The organism is Sorangium aterium, from assembly GCF_028368935.1.
GTDB lineage: Bacteria > Myxococcota_A > Polyangia > Polyangiales > Polyangiaceae > Sorangium > Sorangium atrum.
Genome location: NZ_JAQNDK010000003.1, coordinates 809,693 through 830,952 on the forward strand (window position 1 = coordinate 809,693; position 21,260 = coordinate 830,952).

The 21,260-nt window shown below is 69.5% G+C and carries 16 protein-coding genes; 5 read left to right on the plus strand and 11 right to left on the minus strand.

Annotated features, from left to right (window positions below; translation table 11 throughout):
* Positions 1–175: 175 nt before the first annotated feature.
* Positions 176–586: a CBS domain-containing protein gene (locus tag POL72_RS27245; RefSeq protein ID WP_272098566.1), complete on the minus strand. Its 411-nt coding sequence runs from the start codon at positions 584–586 to the stop codon at positions 176–178.
* 191 nt (positions 587–777) lie between these two features.
* Positions 778–1,569 (minus strand): CBS domain-containing protein, encoded by a 792-nt coding sequence (locus POL72_RS27250; RefSeq protein WP_272098568.1) that lies wholly within the window; start codon positions 1,567–1,569, stop codon positions 778–780.
* Positions 1,570–2,016: 447 nt separating this feature from the next.
* Between POL72_RS27250 and POL72_RS27255 the strand changes: the two genes are divergently transcribed.
* Positions 2,017–2,691 (plus strand): universal stress protein, encoded by a 675-nt coding sequence (locus POL72_RS27255; protein ID WP_272098570.1) that lies wholly within the window; start codon positions 2,017–2,019, stop codon positions 2,689–2,691.
* A 231-nt stretch (positions 2,692–2,922) separates the two neighbouring features.
* On the plus strand, positions 2,923–4,218 hold the full coding sequence (locus tag POL72_RS27260) for a sialate O-acetylesterase (RefSeq protein ID WP_272098572.1): 1,296 nt from the start codon (positions 2,923–2,925) through the stop codon (positions 4,216–4,218).
* A 213-nt stretch (positions 4,219–4,431) separates the two neighbouring features.
* Here POL72_RS27260 and POL72_RS27265 read toward each other — a convergent pair whose 3' ends face one another.
* Positions 4,432–6,273, minus strand: a complete 1,842-nt coding sequence (locus POL72_RS27265; RefSeq protein WP_272098574.1) for a hypothetical protein — start codon at positions 6,271–6,273, stop codon at positions 4,432–4,434.
* A gap of 787 nt (positions 6,274–7,060) precedes the next feature.
* Between POL72_RS27265 and POL72_RS27270 the strand changes: the two genes are divergently transcribed.
* The gene (locus POL72_RS27270; RefSeq protein WP_272098576.1) at positions 7,061–8,056 is read left to right on the plus strand and encodes a latent transforming growth factor beta-binding protein; all 996 of its coding nucleotides are present in this window, start codon (positions 7,061–7,063) and stop codon (positions 8,054–8,056) included.
* Positions 8,057–8,287: 231 nt separating this feature from the next.
* A complete protein-coding gene (locus POL72_RS27275) occupies positions 8,288–9,430 on the plus strand; it encodes an aromatic ring-hydroxylating oxygenase subunit alpha (RefSeq protein ID WP_272098578.1) in 1,143 nt (380 codons plus the stop codon).
* A gap of 42 nt (positions 9,431–9,472) precedes the next feature.
* On the opposite strand, the gene POL72_RS27280 is transcribed toward POL72_RS27275, so the two are convergent.
* Positions 9,473–10,195: an SGNH/GDSL hydrolase family protein gene (locus tag POL72_RS27280; protein ID WP_272098580.1), complete on the minus strand. Its 723-nt coding sequence runs from the start codon at positions 10,193–10,195 to the stop codon at positions 9,473–9,475.
* 658 nt (positions 10,196–10,853) lie between these two features.
* Between POL72_RS27280 and POL72_RS27285 the strand changes: the two genes are divergently transcribed.
* Positions 10,854–11,672 (plus strand): hypothetical protein, encoded by an 819-nt coding sequence (locus tag POL72_RS27285; RefSeq protein WP_272098581.1) that lies wholly within the window; start codon positions 10,854–10,856, stop codon positions 11,670–11,672.
* Here POL72_RS27285 and POL72_RS27290 read toward each other — a convergent pair.
* From POL72_RS27290 to POL72_RS27320, 7 genes are all read right to left on the minus strand, one after another.
* Entirely contained in the window at positions 11,626–12,861 is a 1,236-nt protein-coding gene (locus tag POL72_RS27290) for a zinc-binding metallopeptidase family protein (protein ID WP_272098583.1), read from the minus strand. The genes POL72_RS27285 and POL72_RS27290 overlap by 47 nt on opposite strands.
* 409 nt (positions 12,862–13,270) lie before the next feature.
* Entirely contained in the window at positions 13,271–15,691 is a 2,421-nt protein-coding gene (locus tag POL72_RS27295; RefSeq protein ID WP_272098586.1) for a family 43 glycosylhydrolase, read from the minus strand.
* Positions 15,692–15,824: 133 nt separating this feature from the next.
* Positions 15,825–16,874, minus strand: a complete 1,050-nt coding sequence (yjfF, locus tag POL72_RS27300) for a galactofuranose ABC transporter, permease protein YjfF (protein ID WP_272098587.1) — start codon at positions 16,872–16,874, stop codon at positions 15,825–15,827.
* Positions 16,871–17,929 (minus strand): ABC transporter permease, encoded by a 1,059-nt coding sequence (locus tag POL72_RS27305; RefSeq protein ID WP_272098589.1) that lies wholly within the window; start codon positions 17,927–17,929, stop codon positions 16,871–16,873. Before POL72_RS27305 ends, yjfF begins: the two co-directional genes overlap by 4 nt.
* On the minus strand, positions 17,926–19,449 hold the full coding sequence (locus tag POL72_RS27310) for a sugar ABC transporter ATP-binding protein (protein ID WP_272098591.1): 1,524 nt from the start codon (positions 19,447–19,449) through the stop codon (positions 17,926–17,928). The genes POL72_RS27305 and POL72_RS27310 overlap by 4 nt, the downstream gene beginning before the upstream one ends.
* Positions 19,450–19,497: 48 nt before the next feature.
* The gene (locus tag POL72_RS27315) at positions 19,498–20,469 is read right to left on the minus strand and encodes an ABC transporter substrate-binding protein (RefSeq protein WP_272098593.1); all 972 of its coding nucleotides are present in this window, start codon (positions 20,467–20,469) and stop codon (positions 19,498–19,500) included.
* An 83-nt stretch (positions 20,470–20,552) separates the two neighbouring features.
* Positions 20,553–21,251 carry an L-ribulose-5-phosphate 4-epimerase gene (locus POL72_RS27320; protein WP_272098595.1) on the minus strand — a complete coding sequence of 233 codons (699 nt, stop codon included), beginning with the start codon at positions 21,249–21,251 and terminating at the stop codon, positions 20,553–20,555.
* Between the last annotated feature and the right edge of the window lie 9 nt (positions 21,252–21,260).

Sequence of the window (21,260 nt, forward strand, 5' to 3'; positions counted from 1 at the left end):
CGGCAGGATCGGGAGGCGCACCTCGCGAGCCCGGCGAGGCGCGCCCCGGCGCCGGCATGTGGGGCGCGGCACGGGGCACGGCCCGCGGCGCTGCGCGGTCCGGGTCTGCAACCCCACGCTGCGATGCGGGTTCACCCCGCACGGGCAGCCCGCGCCCAGCTCGACCGGCTCGCCGTCAGGAGATCGCTTTCTCGGTGAGCAGCGCGGCCAGCACGGCGAGCGCGTCGGTCGTCGTGAAGACGCCGACGACCTGCGCGCCGTTCAGCACCACCGCCGATCCGTACTTGTGCTCGGCCATCTCGCGGACCACCTCGGAGAGCGGCGCGCTCGGCGCGACGGCGTAGGGGCACGGCGACATGGCCTCGCTGACGGCGAGCTCATCGCCCTCTTGCTCCTTGAGCGTCTCTATCCAGTAGATGTCCCGCTCGGAGAGGATGCCGACCAGCCGGCCGCCGCTCAGCACCGGCAGGTGCCGGATGCGATGTCCGCGCATGAGCGCGCGGGCGAGGCCGACCTTCTGATCGGCGCCGATCGAGTGGGGGCTCTGGGTCATGCAGTCCTGGATGCGAATGGTGGAAGAGCTCATAACGCCTCCCCTGGCGCTGGACGTCCGCGATGATCTATTCGAGCTGATCGAACCGGCGCCCTTCGATCGAGCTCGGTTTGCCGCGATGGGCCACGAGGCGGGTTTGCAAGATGCGGGCCGCCGGGATCGGCGTTCGCGCTGCGAGGCTCAGCGGGCGTGCGGCGCGTGCGCTTCATCGGCGAGCCATCTCCTCAGGCCCGCTTGCGCGCCGACGGGATCAGGTACCCGCAGCACCGCCCGAACCACCGCAGCACGTCGAGCGACGACAGGATGCCGACGACCTTGCCGTCGTCCGAGACGACCGGCAGCCGGTGCACGCCCTCGTAGGCCATGAGCGACGCGGCCTGCCGGATGCTGGCGCTCTCGTGCAGCTGCACCACCACGGGCGTCATCACGTCGCGCGCGGTGACCCTGACGGGCTCGTAGACATGGAAGCCCTGGCTCATCTCGAGCGGCGCGACCTCGCCCGACCGCGAGGCCACCGGCCGCGACTCCTCGGTGTCGCCGCGCTCCTCTGCTGCACGGAGCACGTCGGCCCGCGACACCATGCCGACCGGCCTGCCCGCCGCGTCCACGACCGGCATCCCGCTGATCTCGTGGCGGACGAGCAGGGCCGTGATGTCGTCGAGGGAGACCTCCGATCGGATGCAGATGACGTCCTTGGTCATGATCTCGGCGAGCGGCGCCTCCGGATTCACGGGCACGTCCACGCCCACGCTGCGCAGCGGATCCGCTTCCACCGCGCCCGACGCCGCGTGGCTGGCATGGCAGACGACCGACGTCGTGCGCGAGCTCTTGTCGAAATGCAGCGCGTGGAAGCGGCGGCACGACTCGCACTGTCGCGCCGTCGTCGAACGCTCCCGCAACGGACAGTAGACGGTCGCCACGACCGATTCCTCGCCGTCGTCTCCAACGATGTGCGCGGTGCGGATCGTGTGGTGCCGGAGCTGGTGCTCTCCGCCGGTAGGTCCAAGGGTTGTCATCGTCGTCTCCCGTTCGCCTCTGCGTCCTTCGCTCGAGGTGTGCTGTGGGATGAGCACCGTTCGTGCCACGCACGCGAGGTCGCCTGCGGGCGGCGGCGGCCCTGGTACGCCGCGGTCATGTCTGCGCCTCCGCGCGCCGTTTGCGCCGCGGCGCAAATGGCTGCGGGCTGCCTCGCGGGGCGCCCGCCCGCAGCGCTCGCGGCGAGAGGAGCTCGCTCTCGGCTCGCGCGGAGCGTCCAGCTCGCGGGAAGAGCCCAGCTCGCGCGAGGGATCCAGCGCGCGCGAAGCGGTTCTCTCCGGCGCCCGGAACGCCTGGCACGCGGCGTGCTGAACGTTGGGCAGAAGGGCAGAAGGGCAGAAGGGCAGATGGTCAGAAGAGCAGAAGGGCAGATGGGTAGAGCGAGGCGACCGCTGGTCGGGCCTCGCATGGAGGCTGAGGAGGCTGTCATGTCGAGCGCAAACGAAACGAATCGGTTCATCGTCGTCGTCGGGATCGACTTCTCGGAGCCGAGCAACCGCGCGCTTGATCAGGCGCTCGAGTCCGCTTGCTGTCGCGAGAACGCCGAGGTGCACGCGGTCTACGCCGAGCCCGAGAGCTGGGTCGGCGTCGGGCTCTCGCGGGTGCCCGTGGTGGCCACCAAGCCCGACGTGGCGCTCCAGCAGCTCCAGCAGCGCGCGAGCGAGCGCGTGAGCGCCATGGGCAACAAGCTCGACGGCGGGCGGCTGAAGCGCGTCGTCGTCCACTTCCGCCGCGGCGATGCGGCCGAGAACATCGCCCAGCTCGCCGCCGACCTGGACGCCGACCTCGTGGTCGTCGGCTCGCACGGCTACCGCGGGCTCGAACGGCTGCTCCTCGGCTCGGTCGCCGAGCGCGTCTCGCGGCTCGCGCGCTGCCCCGTGTGGATCGTCCGGCCGAAAGATCACGCGACCGCCGGCCGGGTCCCCGAGATCGAGCCGCCCTGCCCGGAGTGCGTGAAGCACCGGCAAGAGACGGGCGGCGCAGCGCTCTGGTGCGCGCGCCACGCGGAGCACCACATCCGGCCGCACCGCTACTCGTATGCGACCAACGGGGTCTACGCGCCGTCGAGCGCGGCTTATCAGGCGACGCCCGAAGGGGCATGACCGCGAGGCGAGCTCGACGGGACCTCGCGTCCGTCGGGCACACAAACGCCCGACACGTGTCCTGAGGAGGGCAGGCGTGCGCCTGCCAAACGAGGCTTCCATCCTCGTGAGTCGCGGTCTCCCCGCGCTCGCTCCTCGAACACCTCGGCGCCGGCGCGCCGCGCGCGCTCTCCGGTCGATCGCGATCCCGCCGTGTTGACGTTCCACCGCGCGCGGGGGATAGACAGCGCCATGAAGCGGTCTTGCATCGCCCTGGCGGCTTACGTGCTGTCCCTCTCCGCTCCCGCGATCGCGCAGCCGGTGAAGGTGTTCGTCCTCGCGGGCCAGTCGAACATGGTCGGCTACGGCGTGGGCCGCCAGCTCCCTGTCGAGCTCCAGAGCCAGCCGGACATCTGGTACGACCACTACAACCCGGACGCGCGCGAGGGAGGGCCGTACGCCGAGGCGACGAGCGCCGACTGGGGGCCGCTCGAGCCGAAGGGCGAGGCCCGCCGCTACGGGCCCGAGATCACGTTCGGCCGCGCGATGGCCGCGGCGTACCCGGAGCACCGGATCGCGATCGTGAAGATGGCGCAGGGGGGCACCAACCTCGTCGATCACTGGGGGCGCGGCCTCGCGCCGGACCCCGAGGTGCTCTACAAATCGCAGCTCTACCGCGCGCTCCTCGGCAAGCTGGACTCCGCGACGTACGAGGGCGACCGCGCCCTCCGTTACCCCGAGGAGGTGACGCGGCTCGACGGCGCCCTGGCGCGGCTCGAGTCGGAGGGGCAACCGTACGAGATCGCCGCGCTCGTCTGGATGCAGGGCGAGAACGAGGCGGGGTGGTCGGCCGCGTTCTCCTACGGCGACACGCTGCGCGGCTTCATCCGGGCGATCCGCGAGGACCTCGGCGTCCCCGGGCTCCCTGTCGTGCTCGGCCGGATCAGCGACAACCTCTACCCCGCGAACGGCGGTCCCATCGCCGCAGGAAGAGAGGCCAACATCGACGCCGTTCGCGCGGCGCAGGTGACCGTGGCCGAGGAGGACCCGCGGGTCGCGTGGGTCGACACGGACGACTTCACCGTGCGAGCCCCCGACGACGCGTATCACTTCGACTCGGCCGCGTACCAGCTGCTCGGCGAGCGCTTCGCCGAGGCGTACCTCGCGCTGGTCCGCGAGGAGGGCTCCTCCAGCGCGTCATCGGCGAGCAGCGCCGGGAGCGCGGCCGCAGGGGGAGGGGGCGCCACGGGAGAGGGCGCCACGGGAGGGGGCGCCACGGCCGGATCGAGCGTGAGCACGGCGGCGGGCAGCGCCGGGACCGCAGGCGAGGGGGGAAGGGGCGCCACGGCCGGATCGACCGCGAGCGCGGCGACGACGGGCAGCGCCGAGGCCGCGGCCAGCTCGGGCGGGGTCGCGCCCGGGACCACCGGCGGGAGCGGCGGCTGCGGCTGCCGGACCACCGCCGGCCAGGGCCCCGGGGCGGCAGCAGCGCTTGCGCTCATCGCGCTCGCGGGCCTGCGCCTGCGCCGCTCGCGCGGGCAGGGCTGAGCGCCGAACGGCGCCTATCGAGAGCGGGTAGAGCGACGGAGAGGGCGCGCGCGCCGGCTGCGCCAGGAGTGGTGGAGCAGCCGCGCCGCGCTTCGTGGGAGAGGCCTCGTCGTCGCCTCTCATGGCGACGGAGGTTCATCGCTTCACGGGAGCCGCAGGGGTCCGTCGTCGGGTCGTACGGACCAGCCTGCGAGCCTGCCCGTCATCGGGTCATCATTCCGGGACGCAGCCGTCCGCCGCCGTGCACACGTAGCCGTCGCGGCAATCGGCCGACGTCGCGCACGCCTGGTTGCAGGTCTCGTCCGACGCGCACACCCCGCCGCCGGCGCAGGGGGTCGACGCGTCACAGAAGCCCCAGCAGGAGCCGCCGGGCCAGCCCCACTCCTCCGTGATGCACTGGCCGCCGATGCAGTCGGCGTCGGCCGTGCAAGGATCGCCGTCGGCGCCATCGGGCGGCGTCGGGAGGCAGCCCTCCGGCGTGCACTCATAGCCGTCGCGGCAGTCGGCCGACGTCGCGCACGCGCTGTTGCAGGTGTAGTCCGATGCGCAGACCCCGCCGCCGGCGCAGGGACTCGATTCGTCACAGTAGCCCGAGCAGTAGCCGCCGGGCCAGCCCCACGCCTCGAGGACGCAGAAGAGGCCGGCGCAGTCGCCGTCCGCGGCGCAAGCGTCACCGTCGGTCCCATCGCCGGGCGGCGGGAGGCAGCGACCCAGGTCCACGACGCAGGTAGCGCCCTCGATCGTGCACTGGTCGTCGCTGGTGCAGGCCGCCGCGCAGAGCCCCTCGCTGCACGCATAGCCGACGCGGCAGTCGCTGTCCGTCGCGCACTCGACGACGCAGTAGCCAGAGCCGCTGCAGACGCCGCCGTCGCAGTCGCTGTCCGTCGCGCACTCGCCCGTGCAGAAGCCACCCGGATAGCCGTCCGCGAACTCGGTGGCGCAGAGATAGCTACCGCACTCGGCGTCAGTCTCGCACGGGCTGCCGTCCGGGAGGTAGCAGCCGCCGGACGCCTCGTGGCACGAGCCCACCTCGGTACACTGATCATCGCTGGTGCAGCCCATCCAGCAGGACCCGTCGTCGCACCTGTAGCCGTCGCGGCAGTCCGCCGACGTCGAGCACGCGGACATGCAGATGGCGAGTGTCTGGGCCACCTGGACGCAGACGCCGTCGCCACAGTCGTCGTCCGACAGGCAGGCGGCGGTACAGTAGCCGGAAGGCAAGCCAGACTCTCGCTCCCCGAGGCAGATGTCGCTGGCGCACATCGCATCGCTGGCGCAGGCAGCGCCGGAGCCGCCGAGCTCGCCGCCGCCGGCGCCGGTGGTGACCGCAGTCGTGGAGGTGACGCCGCCGCCGCCGACGCCGGTCGCGACCGAGGTCGTGGAGGTGACGCCGCCGCCGCCGACGCCCGTGGTGACCGAGGTCGTGGAGGAGACGCTGCCGCCGCCGTCGCCGCCAGCGCCCGTGGTGACCGAGGTCGTGGAGGAGACGCTGCCGCCGCCGTCGCCGCCAGCGCCCGCGCTGACCGAGGTCGTGGAGGAGACGCTGCCGCCGCCGTCACCGCCAGCGCCTGCGCTGACCGAGGTCGAGGAGACGCTGCCGCCGCCGTCGCCGCCAGCGCCGGTGGTGGCCGAGGCCGAGGTCGAGGAGGCGCTGCCGCCGCCGTCGCCGCCAGCGCCGGTGGTGGCCGAGGCCGACGTCGAGGAGGCGCTGCTCGATGAGGCCGAGGCCGAGGTGGTGGCCCCGCCCGTACCGCCGCCGCCCGTGTCGCCGCCGCCTGTGCCGCCTGCACCGCCGCCGCCCGTGTCGCTGCCGCCTGTGCCGCCTGCACCGCCGCCGCCCGTGTCGCTGCCGCCGGTGCCGCCCGCACCGCCGCCGCCTGTATTGTTGCCGCCGGTTCCTGTCGTGCTGCTGGCCGAGGCGGCGTCTTCGCCGCCCGTGCCGCTGCCTGCACCCCCGCCGCCCCCAGTCCCGATGACCGACGACTCGTCATCGCCGCACGCCGTCGTCGTCATCAGGCCAAGAACGAAGAGACACACCAAAGATCGCATCTTCATCCGCTGCTCTCCAGCCGGTAGGGGTCCAGTGACGCGGCGCCGGCCGTCGGAGGCGAGGTGCCGCAGCGCGATACGCGCGCAGGCATCTTCTGTCGAAACGGCGCGGATGCCAACGCCTCTTTACTCCTTCTCGGCGCTTTCGGGCAGAGGGGCGCCCGCGCTCTCTCCCCATCCTACCTCGTCCACGCTCCTCCTCGCCCCGGGTCAACGACGAACGCAGCAGCTTTTCGACGGGCGATCGCGCGCGATTGTCGCGTCCGCTACACGCTTGTGGAGCGTGTTTTGGAGGTCGCGACGCCCTCTTCTCCACTCGTTTCTACCCGTTCCACCCCTTGGCGAGCCCTCGTTGCCACCCTGCGCCTTTCTCCTCTCCTCACCACCTCCCCGCGCCTGAGCGCGCCTCCCGATGTCCGTGAGGTTTCGGGCGTCTGCTCCTCAGCTCGTCAGCGAGCCTGAGCGCACCTCCGAGCTTCGCGAGGCTCCTGTCGTTCCGCCCCTATCGCCTCGAGCGCGGCGGCCGCCGCTGCTCCGCCCGCTGCAGGTCCGAGCGTCGCCTCGCCATGTGATTGACCGGCCGCCATTGGAGCTGGTATAGGTAGCCGTTTTCTTCGGGATTGAATTTTACAGTCACAGCCAAAGAGAAAGGCGGTCGAGCGCGGTGTGCGCAAGTGAAGGGTGCCCTGGTGCTTTCCGTGCCAGCGATGTCATCTCGCTCTTGCTGCGTCGCGTCGACGCCCTGCGCCTCGGCGGACGACCTCTCGTTTCAGCCAGAGGATGAGGAGACCCCATGCGTGTCCGACACGTGATGATCACAGCAGCGATCGCCGGTCTATTCGCGGCCTGCGCCAGCTCGGGGGGCGACGGTGGCAAGACCGAGCCGGTCTACGGGACGGTCTGCGAGGCCCGCTGCGCCTGCGAGGGCTGCTCCGACGACCAAGAGGGCCTGTGCGAGGCCGAGCAGGGCGCCATCGCCGAGCGGTCCGAGGAGCGCTGTCAGGACGAGTATACGGCGTACATCGACTGTGTCCGGCTGGAAGGCCGGTGCGTGGACGGTCATCACCTGGCCGAGGTCTGCGACGTCCATGAGGAGGCCCTCCTGGACTGTCTCGATTCCACGGATCGCTGTCCCAGCGCGGGTGACGGCATCTGCGACGAGCCCCAGGGCACCGGCAAATGCCCTGCTGGGACCGATCGAGCCGACTGCCTCTCTTCCTGTCCCTCGACCGGCGACGGCACCTGCGATGAGCCCGAGGGCACGGGCGCGTGCGCGGAGGGCACGGACGTCGTGGACTGCGCGGCCACGACCTGCTCCCGGACGAACAACGGCACCTGCGATGAGCCCGAGGGCACCGGGCTCTGCGAGGAGGGCACGGACGTCGCGGACTGCGCGGTGGACGAGCCGTGCGCGACCACGGACAACGGCGAGTGCGACGAGCCCGGAGGCACCGGGCTCTGCGAGGCGGGCACGGACACCGCCGACTGCAGCGCCCCCCTCACCTGTGACGACCTCGACGAGTGCGGGGACGACTCGAAGGGGTGTATCGGGTGCGCGAACGCGGGGAGCTGCGCCGATGAGCTCGACACATGCATCCTCGACGACGACTGCGTCGAGTTCATCAGGTGCATCGTCACCTGCGCGGACGACGACGACGCCTGCCTCCGCGCGTGCATGGACGCCCATCCGGACGGGAGGAGTCTGTATGCCGACTACGACCGATGCGTGAACTGCAATGAGTGTTATTACTCCTGCGGCAACGCCAGCATCTTCGGGTGCAATCCATGATCTGTCCCGTCGCCGCGGAGGCAATGAGACGGTCAGCGGCGTCGCCACGCGCGGGATCACCGAGACGTGCGAGGGCGACCTGCGCCCGCCCCGCGTCGACGCTGAAGGCCAGATCTGCGTCGTCGACCTCGGCGCCGCGCGTCTGGCCTTCGGCATCGACGCGCGGCCGTCCCCCCTGAGCCGCTCCCGGGCGGCGCGATCCGCGCCCTCGTTCTGGTAGCATCGCCCGCCTTGCCGGAGCTCCCTCTCGCCCCTGCCGATCTCGACGCGGTGCTCGCGCCGCTCCCCAGCGCCCGGCCGCTGCCCGCGCGCGCGTACTGGGACGAGGACGTCTTCGCCTTCGAGCAGGCCGAGATCTTCGGACGCTCCTGGCTCTGCGTCGGCCGCGAGGACGAGATCGCCCGCCCCGGAGAGTGGCTGCTCGCCCCCCTCACGCCGGCGGGGGTCGTCGTCCTCCGCGGCGCCGATCTGGAGATCCGCGCGTTCCACAACGTCTGCCGCCACCGGGCGGCGACGCTGCTCGACGGCCCGTGCGGCCGCCTCTCGCACCTCGAGTGCCCGTACCATGGCTGGACCTACGAGCTCTCCGGCGCGCTGCGCGCCGCGCCCCACGCGCCGCCCGGCTTCGACCGCGGCGCGCACGGGCTCCTCCCGGCGCGCGCCGGCGCCCTCTTCGGCTTCCTCTTCGTGACGCTCGATCCCGGCGCGCCGCCGCTCGAGAGCGCGATCGGCGAGGCGCCGCCGTGGCTCTCGCGCCCCGGGCTGCGCTCGCTCCGGCGGGGCAGGCGGGTGGAGTACGAGGTCGCCGCGAACTGGAAGCTCTGCGTGGAGAACTTCCAGGAGTCTCACCATTTCCCGCGCGTGCACCCCGCGCTCGAGCGGCTGACCCCGTGCCACGACGCCGTTTCCTGGGGCCGGGGCGGCCCGTGGCTAGGCGGCATCATGGACCTCGCGCCCGGCGCCGACACGGTCTCGGTCGGCGCCACGCCCGGCGCGCGGCCGCTCATCGTCCCCGAGGCGGAGCGGCGGCGCGTGCGCGACGCCATGCTCTTTCCGGGCCTGCTCACGAGCCTCCAGCCCGACTACCTGCTCACGTACCGGCTCGCCCCGCGCGCGCCCGATCGGACGCTCGTGATCGCCGACACGCACTTCCACCCAGCGGCGTTCGCGCCAGGCTTCGATCCGGGCGACGTGTTCGCCTTCTGGGACGCGGTGAACCGGGAAGACCGCGCCATCTGCGAGCGCCAGCAGCGCGGGATCCGCGCGCCGGGCTACGCCCCTTCGACGTACGCCATGGTGGAAGACGGCGTCCACGCCTTCGACGGCATGGTCGCGCGGAGGTACCTCGCGGCGCTCCGCGCGAGGACGGCATGAGCAGGCTCTGCGGGCTGGGGGGATCGCCCGTACGATCTCTCGTCACTGCGCGACGCAGCTGGTCTTCATCGCTTCCCAGACTGCATCTCCGGTGGCGACGCTACCGGCGGCGGTGGGGTGGATGCCGTCTTGTGTATACTCGTTGTGTCCGTTCCAGGTCGGACGAAGGTCCAACCAGTAGCACTTCGGCGCCGTGAGCCCGTCGCACAGTGCCTTCATCTTCGGCCGGAGCGCATCGAGGCAGGTCTTGAGCGACGCGTACTGGTTTCCGATGGGGTCTGGATAGAAGAAATAGAGAACCTTTTCGACGCTGTCCTTCTCCATGGTCTCGAACAGCGACTCCGCCGCCGCGAGGGCTGCGTCGCCGTCCCCTCTCAACAGGCAGTCGTTACCGCCCCCATCCATCAGCACGTACTTGATCATGCCGTTCTCCGCGGCTTTGCGGTACTGGCTGGGAATCTGGTCGTTGGCCAACGTCGTGCCGCTGACCGAGTTGTCGATATAGCGCTCGTTCGCGCCGAGGGAGCCGTTGGCCTTGGCCTGCTTTTCGATCTGCTGCGTGATGCCGTGAGTCGCGGCGATGAACGATTCTCCGATGACCGCGACCTGATTTCCCTTGGTCTGGCCCTTGACGCACTCACCCGGGTCCGAGCCCCCGCTCGTGACGCCCGTCTCTCCGCCGGCGGCCGTGCTGCTGGCCTCCCCGGTGCTCGCGCTGCTGCTGCTGCTGCTGTTGCTGCTGCTGCTGCTGCTCGAGGTGCTCACGGCTGCCGAGCTTGCGGCGCCGCCAGTGCCCGTACCGCCCGAGCCGGCCGTGACCGTGGCCCCCCCGCCGCTGGTGGCCCCGTCAGGGCCGCCTCCGCCGGTCGAGGACGTCTCGCCGTCATTCGCCTCACCACAGGCCCAGATGCCGATGCTCAGGAGACCGAGAACGCTCAATTTCGTAGCGACGTAACGACGTGTCGACTTCATTTTATTTCTCCAGTGTCCGTTTGGCGCCGAGGTTTTAAGCGGCGAAAGGCCCTCGTCGCCTTGTATTGACAACTCATCCGCGCATCGAAGGGGCCGCGTTCGCCCGATGCAGGTGACTGCCACGACTTCGTACCCAAGCCGGCTGACTCGATGTATAGGCATACTCGCCTATGCCTCGATGCGAGACGTCACGTTCATGTTGGTGGACTGAACAATTCGGGCGAGAGTCGAACTCGGTGTCTGCGCCACAGCCCATCCTCCTGGGAGGCCCCCGCGGCGCTCGGTCCGGAGCGCTTCACGCCCGAGCGCTGGGCGTCCCGCCCGCGCTGCGCGTCCATGCCGCCCGGCGGTCGACCGCGGCCGTGGATTGGCGGCCCGTTCGCGGACGTGGACGGCGTCCACACGTTTGACGGCATGGTCGCGCGCAGGTACCGCTCGGAGCGAGGACGGCATGAGCAAGCTCTGCGGCCTGTGGGGCCGCCCGTACATCGACCTGTCGCCGCTGCTCGACACGGCGTGCTTCCCCGAGATCGATCGCGAGATCGTGCGCGGCCTCTGCCGCGTCGAGCCCTCGTACACCGGCGGCAGCCTGAAATGGATGGGCGTGGTCGCGCCCTGGGTGCACGACGACCCGTACGTGGATTACGGGGAGGTCATCGGCGGCTTCTCACGCGACGAGTTCTGCGATTTCATCGCGCTCGGCGACGACCCGTCCGCCTTCGATCCCGACCGGCGGAGCGAGTACACGTTCGGAGACGAGACCGATCATCCCCTCACGCGGGCGCAGGTGCTGTACCTGAAGTACCGCTACGGCGTCTATTTTCCCTGGAAGGTCTGCTATCACCTCCTCGAGAACGACCGCTGGGAAGACAAGCACTCGGGCGCCGGCAAGGACTTCTCGGCGGAGGCAAGAGCGGTGTTCCCCCGGACGGTCGAGTTCATCCGGGGCCTGCCGTTCGTCGAGATCGGGCGGTGCGTGATCTTCGGCCTCGAGGCGAACGATCACGCGCCCGCGCACAGGGACACCGAGCCGGGGAGCGCGATCGGCCCGGCGCAGTCCATCTCGTTCGACCCGCGCGGCGACAAGCGGTTCTATCTCTGCGACAGGGAGGGGGAGGAGCGCACGGTCGTCCGCGCGCCCATCTACTGGTTCAACGACATGGATTACCACGGGGTCGAGCCGGACCCGTTCTTCCGGTACTCGATCCGCGTGGACGGCGTGTTCAAGCCGGAGTTCGTGAAGCGGCTCCAGCGCCTGTACGGACGGTAGGCGCCGGCGAGCGCTCTGCCGGTGAGTCCTCCGCCGGCGAGGCCCCGTTCACCACCAGGTGGATGAACTGCAGCTTCGCCACGGCGGGGCGCGGCAGCACGAACGGGTAGAAGTCGTGCTGGCCCATGCTGCGCGACATCTCGTTGAGCACGGCCGTCAGCTCTACCCAGGCGTTCAAGAAGCCCAGGAAGGTCTCGGCCCCTCGGTCGTCCGGGCGCCACAGCGCGTCTGCGCTCCATGGCTCGACGTCGAGCTCCACCTCGTCGGCGTCGATGCCGAAGCTGAGCGCCGTATCGACGGTGTCGACCATGTGGAGATAGTGGGCCCAGGTCTCGGCCCAGTCTTCCCACGGGTGCATGCTGGCGTAGGCGCTGACGAAGCGCTGCGGCCAGTCGGCCGGCGGCCCCTGCTCGTAGTTGGCCTTCAGCGCGGCGGCGTAGTCCTGCTGCTCGTCGCCGAACAGCTCCCTGAACGGCGCCAGCCACCCGGTGTCGCGCACCAGGCGGTCCCAGTAATAATGGCCGACCTCGTGCCGGAAGTGCCCGAGCAGCGTGCGGTAGGGCTCGCGCATCGCGGCGCGGGTGCGCTCGCGCGTGGCGTCGTCCGCCTCCTCGATGTTCAGCGTGATCACGCCGTCGGCGTGGCCGGTCATCACCCTGGGCCCGTCGGGCGGCGAGGCGAGGAAGTCGAAGCAGAGGCCGCGCTCCGGGTCCTCGCCGATCTTGGACTTCACCGGCAGGTTCAGCGCCAGGAGCTGCGACACGAGCCGCCGCTTGGCCGTCTCGAGCAGGCGCCACTGCGTCTGGTGCTCGGCGACGGAGAGATCTGGAATGGTGCGGTTGAGCCGGCACGCGGCGCAGAGCGCGGGCGCCTCCGCCCCCGCCGGGATCAGCCAGTTGCAGCCCGACGCCAGGTCGAAGTTGCCGCAGCGCCTGTAGAGCTGCGGCGGGTCCGCGGTGTCGTGCCAGATGTGCCAGGCGCCCTCGGTCGGACCGGCCTTGAGCGGCACGACCTGGGCGCGCTCGGGCTCGTAACCGAGCGGCGTCTTGCAGGCCAGGCATTCGCTGTTGCGGAAGAACACCGGCCTTTCGCACTGGCAGCGGTAAGCGCGCGGCGCGGTGGGCTGCTTGGTGCGCTTCCATGCGCTGCGCAGGCGCGCGATCAGACTGTCGAAGCGATTGGTCATCATGGGTCGAGCGGTCTCGATCGTGTCGGCCCCGGCTCGCGATCGCAAGGATCGCAAGCCGTATGCCAGGCGTGCGGCCCGACGCTCGCGCCACGAGCGCAGCTCAGCGCGCTGTCGAGCCGTGCGCGAACGTGCGAACGTCGAGGACGTCGCGGAGTGTCTCAGTGTGGCAAGAATGCCGTGAGCCCGACCCAGGTTGGGCAATACCCCCGCGCGCCCGCGTCTCGCGCTGGTCCACGAGCGGGCTCTTGCCCAGGGGCAGCTCCCTCGCTGCCCCCTGGCGTCATGCCACACGTCTTGGAGGTGCAGGTCCAGGGGCAGCTCCCTCGCTGCCCGTGGCGTCATGCCGGCCGGGGAGGGGGCCGCCGTCGACGACTCCGCCGACGGCATCGGGCCGCCCGTGGTGGACAGGTCACTTGGTGGGCACGAAACGCAGCGATGCGAGGCGCACGAGCTCGCCCTGGCCGCCCTTCACCTTCAAGTAGACCTCGTGCGTGCCCGACGTGGGCATCACGTTGCACGTCGTCGTCTTCCACTTCTCCCAGCCGTCGGTACCGGGGAGGGCGCAGGTGCCGATCATCGAGCCGCCTGCCAGCGGATCGATCCAGACCTCCACGGTGCCGCCGGCCCCGGCGCTCGAGGCCTCCAGCGCGATCGCCTTCGACTTTACACCCCCGCTGCCGAGGTCGACGCTCCCGAACATGGCCCAATCGCCGCTCTCCAGATCACCGAGCACCGGTCCCGCCGACGTGCTCGACACGACCTGGGCGCCGGACTGCTGGTCCGCCTCCGCCGCCGGGATCGGGGTGAATCCGTCACGGTAGGTGAACAGGTCGAAGTAGGCACGGTTGTTGGTCGCGAACATGCCGGCCTGGTTGCCAATCCAGGTGTGAGCCATGGCATAGAACCCGTCGAGCGTGGAGATGTCGATCTCGGCGCCTACCTGGGTCCATTCGACTCCATCCGTGCTGAACCAGCCCGTAGCCTTGTGCTCGGAGCGGACCAGCTTCAGCCAGACCGCTTTCCCGGCGGGTGCGGGGACCGAAGCGCCCACCACGACCGGCTCGGCGAGTTCGCTGTACGCGGCCCCCGCCTCGGCCGGGGCCTGCACCGAGCGCGACCGGAAGGAGAAGCGAATCCTGTCTTCCTCGCCCTCCATGACCCGCGCCACCGAGACGTCCATGATGGCGGGGAGCCTGAACTTCTCGCTGTCGGTCATCCACGTCGGGCAGGAAAGCACCTGCTCGTCCTGCCAGTAGCCGTTGCCCACGCGGATGCCGGCCGCGTCCCCGTCGGCCGCGGGCGTGAACTCGACCTTCGCGACCATGCTGCTCGAGTGCAGCGTGTCCTTCTGAACGACCCACGTGGTCCCTCCGGTCCCCGGCGTGATCCGCAGCCACCCCGGGCGATCCGCCACCGAGTACTTGTCCTCCGACGCGCCGTAGGTGGTCCACGCGGAGTTGATCGTGGCCGACGAGAAATCGTCGTTCACGGGCAGCAGGAAGGGCACGCCGCTCTGCGGCAGCTTGGGCGCGGACAGATCGCCCTTCTTGGTCGGGAATCGCGGGACCGGGATCGTCTTCCCGTTCACCTGTTGGTCGACCCAGGTCACCTCCAGCAGCAGCCCCTCGCGGCCAAGCCCCTGCCAGTCGCCGTTCTTTGAGGTCTTGGTGTCGTCGGTGCCCACGTTGCTGCAGTCATACGAGTGGGCAAAGGCCCACCACGAGTCGTCCTTCAGCCCGATGGGCGACGTGATGTGCTGGACGCCGGCGTACGGCTCCTCGCCGGTAAGGACATAGCCGAGCCACGTCCAGTCCTCGGGGGTGCTGCCGACGAGCTTCTTCGAAGCCCAGGCGTGCAGCTGGCCGCCGCAGGCCGTGTGCGTCGAGACGAAGTAGTAGTACCAGTCGCCGCGCTTGGCCATCGTCGGCCCTTCGGCCCACTTGCTCCAGTCAGCATTGGTGAAGTCGCCGCAGCCGCCGGTCGCCTGGTCCCAGTTGACGAAGCTCATGTCGACGCTCGACTCGGGCAGCAGCATCCCGGTCTTGGGATCGATCTCCGTGACCAGGTTGATGCCGAAGTCGTTGGGGTGCTCCGCGTCCCACTTGCACAGACCATTCTTGATGATCATGTACGTCTTGCCGCTGTCGGGATCGACGAACACCGAATTGTCGGAGCCGGTCCCTCGTTCGTACGAGGTCTCGCTGCCGGGCGGCGTGTAGGGGAAGATGTCGACCTTGGTGGGCTCTGACCACGGGCCCTCGAGGCTCGGCGCCGAGGAGAAATGCTGGGTGGCCCCGATCGAGTAATAGACCCGGTACACATCGCCGGCCTTGACGATGAAGCCGCCCCAGGTGCCCTGGCCCGGGCCGAGCTGCGCCTCCAGCGCGGGAGCGGTGGAGTGGGCCACCCGGTTCATGCGCTCCCAGTGGAGGAGATCCGTCGAGTGCAGGATCTCGAAGGCGGGCATCATGTGGAAGTTCGATCCGACCAGGTAGAAGTCGTCGCCTTCCCGGTAGATGTTCATGTCCGGGTGATCGCCGGGCAGAACGGGGTTCTGGTAGGTCGTCACCTCGAAGGCCGCGTCGCCGTCGCCGCCCGCCCCACCGCCGCCGGCGTTCGGAGAGCCACCCGTGCCCCCGGAGCCGCCGTCGCCGCCGCCGCCGCCGTCACCGCCGGTTCCACCGCCGTCACCGCCCTGACCCGCGGAGCTTGTCGAGGTTGGCCCGGACGAGGTGCTAGATCCCGCCGGGGTGGGATTGGGCTCGTCCGAGCCGCACCCGATCGCGATCAATCCAATGAAAGTGACAATCCCTGCTGCATAAGAGCGCACGATGACCTCTCAGTTCCTTGTTGTGGACCCTTGAATTCCCGAGGGCTGCCGAAATGATCAATGAACGGGCACGAAAGTGCCTATCGGCGCCACACGGACCCTGGCGGAAGGAACGCCCTTCATCCCCCTCTTGTCACGCCGTACGGGCGCGTCGCTCGAAGATCCGCTGGAGCAGGCAGGCGACCAGGAGGAGCAGGCCGATGACGATCTTGGTCCACCAAGAGCTGAGCGTGCCCTCGAACATGATGAGGGTCTGGATGGTGCCGTAGATGAGCACACCGAACAGGGTGCCGACGACCGTACCATGGCCGCCGGTCAGCAGGGTCCCGCCGATGACGACGGCGGCGATGGCGTCCATCTCCATTCCGCCGGCGTGCAGCGCGTAGCCGGACACCATGTAGAACGTGAAGGCGACGCCCGCCAGCGCCGAGCAGAACCCGCTCCAGGTATAGATGAGCACCTTGGTCCGCGGCACCGGCAGGCCCATGAGCAGGGCGGATTGTTCGCTGCCGCCGATCGCATAGACCGTGCGGCCGAAGCTCGTGTAGTGGGCGATGTAGATGGCCGCGGCGAACAGCGCGAGCGCGATGACCACGTTCCAGGTGATCGAGGTGTCGAACAGGAACGGGATGCGGTGCGACGAGGCGTCGACGTAGAAACCGTTGTGGATCGTGATGGAGTCGATGCTGATGAGGTAACAGAGCCCGCGCGCAAGGAACATGCCCGCCAGGGTGACGATGAAGGGCTGCACCTTGAAGTACTGGATGACGACCCCCATGACGAGGCCGATGCCCGAGCCCATCGCCAGCACGAGCGGGATGACCACCGCAGGGCTCAAGCCGTGCTTCTCGACGAGCGACGCCGAGACCATCGTGGTCAGCGCGATGACCGAGCCGACCGAGAGGTCGATCCCGCCGGAGAGGATGACGAAGGTCATCCCGATGGCGCTGATCAAGAGAAACGCATTGTCGATGAAGAAGTTGAGGAACACCTGCAGCGAGAAGAAGCCCTTGAACAGGTACGACCCGGCCAAGAACATGAGCACGAACAGGCTGCTGGTGACCGCGAGCGGCAGGTGCCTCGGGTCGATCCGGACGGAGCGCCCGGTCGCGGTGGTGGTGCCGCTCCCTCCGGTCGCGGCGATGGTGCCGCTCCGTCCGGTCACGGCGGCGGTGTCGATCATGGTGTGACCACCCTCCTCGTCCGTTGCTTTGCGATGAGATCCCTGACCTTCTGCGATTGCACGATGGTGATCAGGAAGACGACGAGCGCCTTCACCACCAGGTTGACCTCCGGCGGCACACCGGCGGAGTAGATGGTGGTGGTGAGCGTCTGGATGATCAGGGCGCCGATGACGCTCCCCGCCAGCGTGAACTTGCCCCCGGAGAGCGACGTCCCGCCGAGGACCACGGCCAGGATGGCGTCCAGCTCGAAGAGGAGGCCCGCGTTGTTCCCGTCGGCGCTCTTGACGTTCGAGCTCACGATGAGCCCGGCGATGCCGGCGCACAGGCCGCACACGGCGTAACAGGCGAAGGTGATCGTGCGCGCGCGGATCCCGGCCAGCCGCGAGGCGACCGGGTTCACGCCGATCGCCTCGATGAACATGCCGAGCGCGGTCTTGCGGGTCAGCAGCCAGACGACGGCGCTCACGGCCGCCACGATGAACAGCGAGACCGGGATCCCGAGGAGGAAGCCGTTCCCGATGAAGTGATACGGGCTGTAGTAGATCGTGATGATCTGGCCGCCCGTGATGAGCTGGGCGATGCCTCGCCCCGTGACGAGGAGGATCAGGGTCGCGATGATCGGCTGCATGCCGAAGAGCGACACGAGCGCTCCGTTCCACATGCCGAGCGCCAGCGCCACGCCCAGCGCGCTCCAGATGACGATCGGCAGCGGAACACGCGTCGCGTCCGCCATGCCGGTCCCGCCGCTCGGCGAGAGCTCGCCGCCGATCAGCACCGCCGCGACCGCGCCGGAGATGGCCACGACCGCGCCGACGGAGATGTCGATGCCGCGGGTGGCGATCACCAGGGTGAGCCCCATGGCGATGATCATGAGCGGCGATGCGCGGTTCAGGATGTCGATGACGCTGCCGTAGAGGTGGCCGTCCTTGACCGTGATCGCGAAGAACTGCGGGTTGCTGACGAGGTTGAACAGCAGGAGGAAGCCGAGCATCGCCAGCGGCCAGAACGTGTTCCCGCTGGCGAGCCGGCGCAGGGAGGCGGCGGCGGCGCTCACGGCTGACCTCCCGCGATGATCTGGTAGACCGCCTGCTCGTCGGTCTTGGCCGTGGCGAGCTCCGCCACCTTGCGCCGGTCGCGCAGGACGACGACCTGGTCCGAGTAGCGCAGCGCCTCGGCCATCTCCGAGGAGACGATCACCACCGCCATGCCCCGATCGCAGAGATCCATGACCTGGCCCATGATCTCGCCCTTGGCCGCCACGTCGATGCCGCGGGTCGGCTCGTCGAGGATGAGCATGCGCGGATCGGTCACCAGCCAGCGGGCCAGGAGCGCCTTCTGCTGGTTGCCGCCGCTCAGCTTGGAGATGGGCACCTCCGCGTCGGCGGCCACGATGCCGAGCCGCTGGATGTAGCGGCGGGCGATGTCGTCCTGCTCGTCCCGGGACAGGTTGCGGAAGATGCCGCGCTTGGCCTGGAGGGCGACGACGATGTTCTCGCGCAGCGACAGGTCGCCGAGGATCCCCTCGACCTTCCGGTCCTCGGGGCAGAAGCCGAGGCCGCGCGCGATCGCGTCGAGCGGCGAGCCGATGCGCGCCGGCTCCCCGTCGATCTCGATGGATCCCTGGTCCGCCCCGTCGAGCCCGAACAGGAGCCGCACCGTCTCCGTCTTCCCGGCGCCCAGGAGGCCCGCGAGGCCGAGCGCTTCGCCGCGCTGCACGTCGAGATCGACGTCGCTGACCGAGCCCTTCTTGCCGAGCCCTCGCGCCCGCAACAGGGGCGCTTGCCCGCCCGCCGACGTCGCCTCCCGCGCGCGCTCGGCCCGGGCCGGACCGTCCTCCGCGACCTCGCGCCCGACCATCCGCGTGACGAGCTCCATGCGCGACAGCTCGGCGGCCGGAGTCTCGCTGACCAGCTGACCGTTCCTCAGGACCGTGATCCGGTCGGAGATCTCGAACACCTGATCGAGGAAGTGCGAGATGAACAGGATCGCCATCCCCTGCGCCTTGAGGCGCTGGATGACCGAGAAGAGCGTCTTCACCTCGTCCTCGGCCAGGCTCGAGGTCGGCTCGTCGAGGACGAGGATCTTCGCCCGGGCGCAGAGCGCGCGGGCGATCGCGACGATCTGCTGCACGGCGATGGAGAAGGTCGAGAGCGGCGCGGTGACGTCGACGTGGATGTTGAGGTCCGAGAGCAGGGCGCTCGCCTTCCGGCGCATCTCCCCCCACCGGATCGCGAACACGCCCGCGTCCTCGCGCCCGAGGAAGATGTTCTCGGCCACGGAGAGGTTGGGGCAGAGGTTCACCTCCTGGAACACGGCGCTGATGCCGAGCGCCTGCGCGTCCTGGGGGCTCGAGGGCCGGATCTCCCGGCCCTCGAGAAGGATCTGCCCGTCATCCGGGGGGTGGACGCCGGTCAGGACCTTGACCAGCGTCGATTTGCCCGCGCCGTTCTGCCCCATGAGGGTGTGCACCTCCCCGGGCAGCATGCGAAAATCGACGGAAGAGAGCGCCTGTACGCCAGGAAATCCCTTGGAGATCCGCTTCATCTCGAGCACGGGCACCGCTCCGCTCTGCATCGCTCACGTCCTCCCCGGCGGCCTCCGCGGCGCCACCGTCACGCGCGCTCAGTACTTGCGCTTCGGGAACTCCTGGGCGGCGGTCTCCATCGGGAAGACGCCCTCCTCGGTGACGATGCGCTTCGGCAGCTGCTTGCCCGCCACCAGGTCCTTCACAGCGCTCATCAGCTGCGGCCCGAGGAGGGGGCTGCACTCGACCGTCACGTTCAGCTTGCCGGCCATCATCGCCTCGAACGCGCCCTTCACCGCGTCGATCGAGATGATGAGGATGTCCTTGCCGGGCTTGAGCCCCGCCTCCTCGATGGCCTGGATCGCGCCGATCGCCATGTCGTCGTTGTGGGCGTAGAGGACGTTGATGTTCTTGCCCTCCGCCTTGAGGAACGCCTCCATGACCTCCTTGCCCTTGGCGCGCGTGAAGTCGCCCGTCTGGGAGCGGAGGATCTTGAACTGGGGCTTGTCCTTGATGATCTCCTCGAACCCCTTCTTGCGATCGATCGCGGGGGCCGAGCCGACGGTGCCCTGCAGCTCGACGATGTTGATCGGGTCCTTCTGGTCCTTCGTCTTCTCGACCAGCCACTTCGCCGCGCGGCGGCCCTCCTCGACGAAGTCCGACCCCATGAAGCTGACCCAGAGGGTGTCGTCCTTCGTATCCACGGCGCGATCGGTCAGGATGACGGGGATCTTGGCCTCCTTGGCCTCGCGCAGGACGGGCTCCCAGCCGGTCTCGACCACGGGCGAGAAGGCGATGACGTCGACCTTCTGTGCGATGAACGACCGGATGGCCTTGATCTGGTTCTCCTGCTTCTGCTGCGCGTCGGAGAGCTTGAGGTCGATCCCGGCCGCCTTGGCGGACTCCTCGATCGACTTGGTGTTCGCGGTCCGCCACTCGCTCTCCGCGCCGATCTGGGAGAACCCGAGCGTGATCTGCTTATTTTCCTTTTGACAGCCCGGCCCGACCACGATCAGCGCCAGCCCTGCCAGCGCCATCATCCCCGTGGTGACAAAGTTTCGCCTCTTCATCGCGCAGCTCGTCTCCTCTCGTCCGTCGCCTCGTCCCATGAGGCACCTCGCTCATCCTCGCCGTCGTCCCCCGACGTACGGCGTCACTTCTGCCCGTAGTACGCCTTTTTCCCGTGCTTCCGGTCGAAGTGCTTGCGCACGAGCGCGTCGGGCAGGCGAGCGGCGCCCGGGTGGATCGTGCGGGTGATGAACGCCATCCTCGCGATCTCCTCGAGCACCGCCGCATTGTACACCGCCTTCTCGGCGTCCTCTCCCCACGCGAACGGGCCGTGTCCCGCCACCAGCACCATGGGTGTGTGAAGCGGGTTACGATCCCTGAAGCACTCGATGATCTGCTTCCCCGTCTCCGTCTCGTAGTCGCCCTCCACGGCGTCCGGCCGCATCACCTCGGTGCAGGGTACGTCCTCGGCCAGGTGATCCGCGTGCGTCGTACCGTAGATCGGGATCGGCGTGCCTGTCTGCGCCCAACCGGTCGCGTAGGTCGAGTGCGTGTGCACCACGCCACCCAGCCCGCGGAAGCTCGCGTAGAGAACGATATGCGTCCTGGTGTCCGAGGAGGGGCGGAGGCGTCCCTCCACCACCTTCCCCTCCAGATCGACCACGATCATGTCGTCGGCCGACAGCCGATCGTAAGGGACGCCGCTGGGCTTGATCGCCAGGACGCCCCTGTCGCGATCGAACGCCGAGACGTTGCCGAACGTGTAGATCGCGAGCCCCCGGCGCGGAATCTCCATGTTCGCCGTGAAGGCGCGCTCGCGCAGCTCTCGATAGGTCGCGCTCACGTCTTGGCC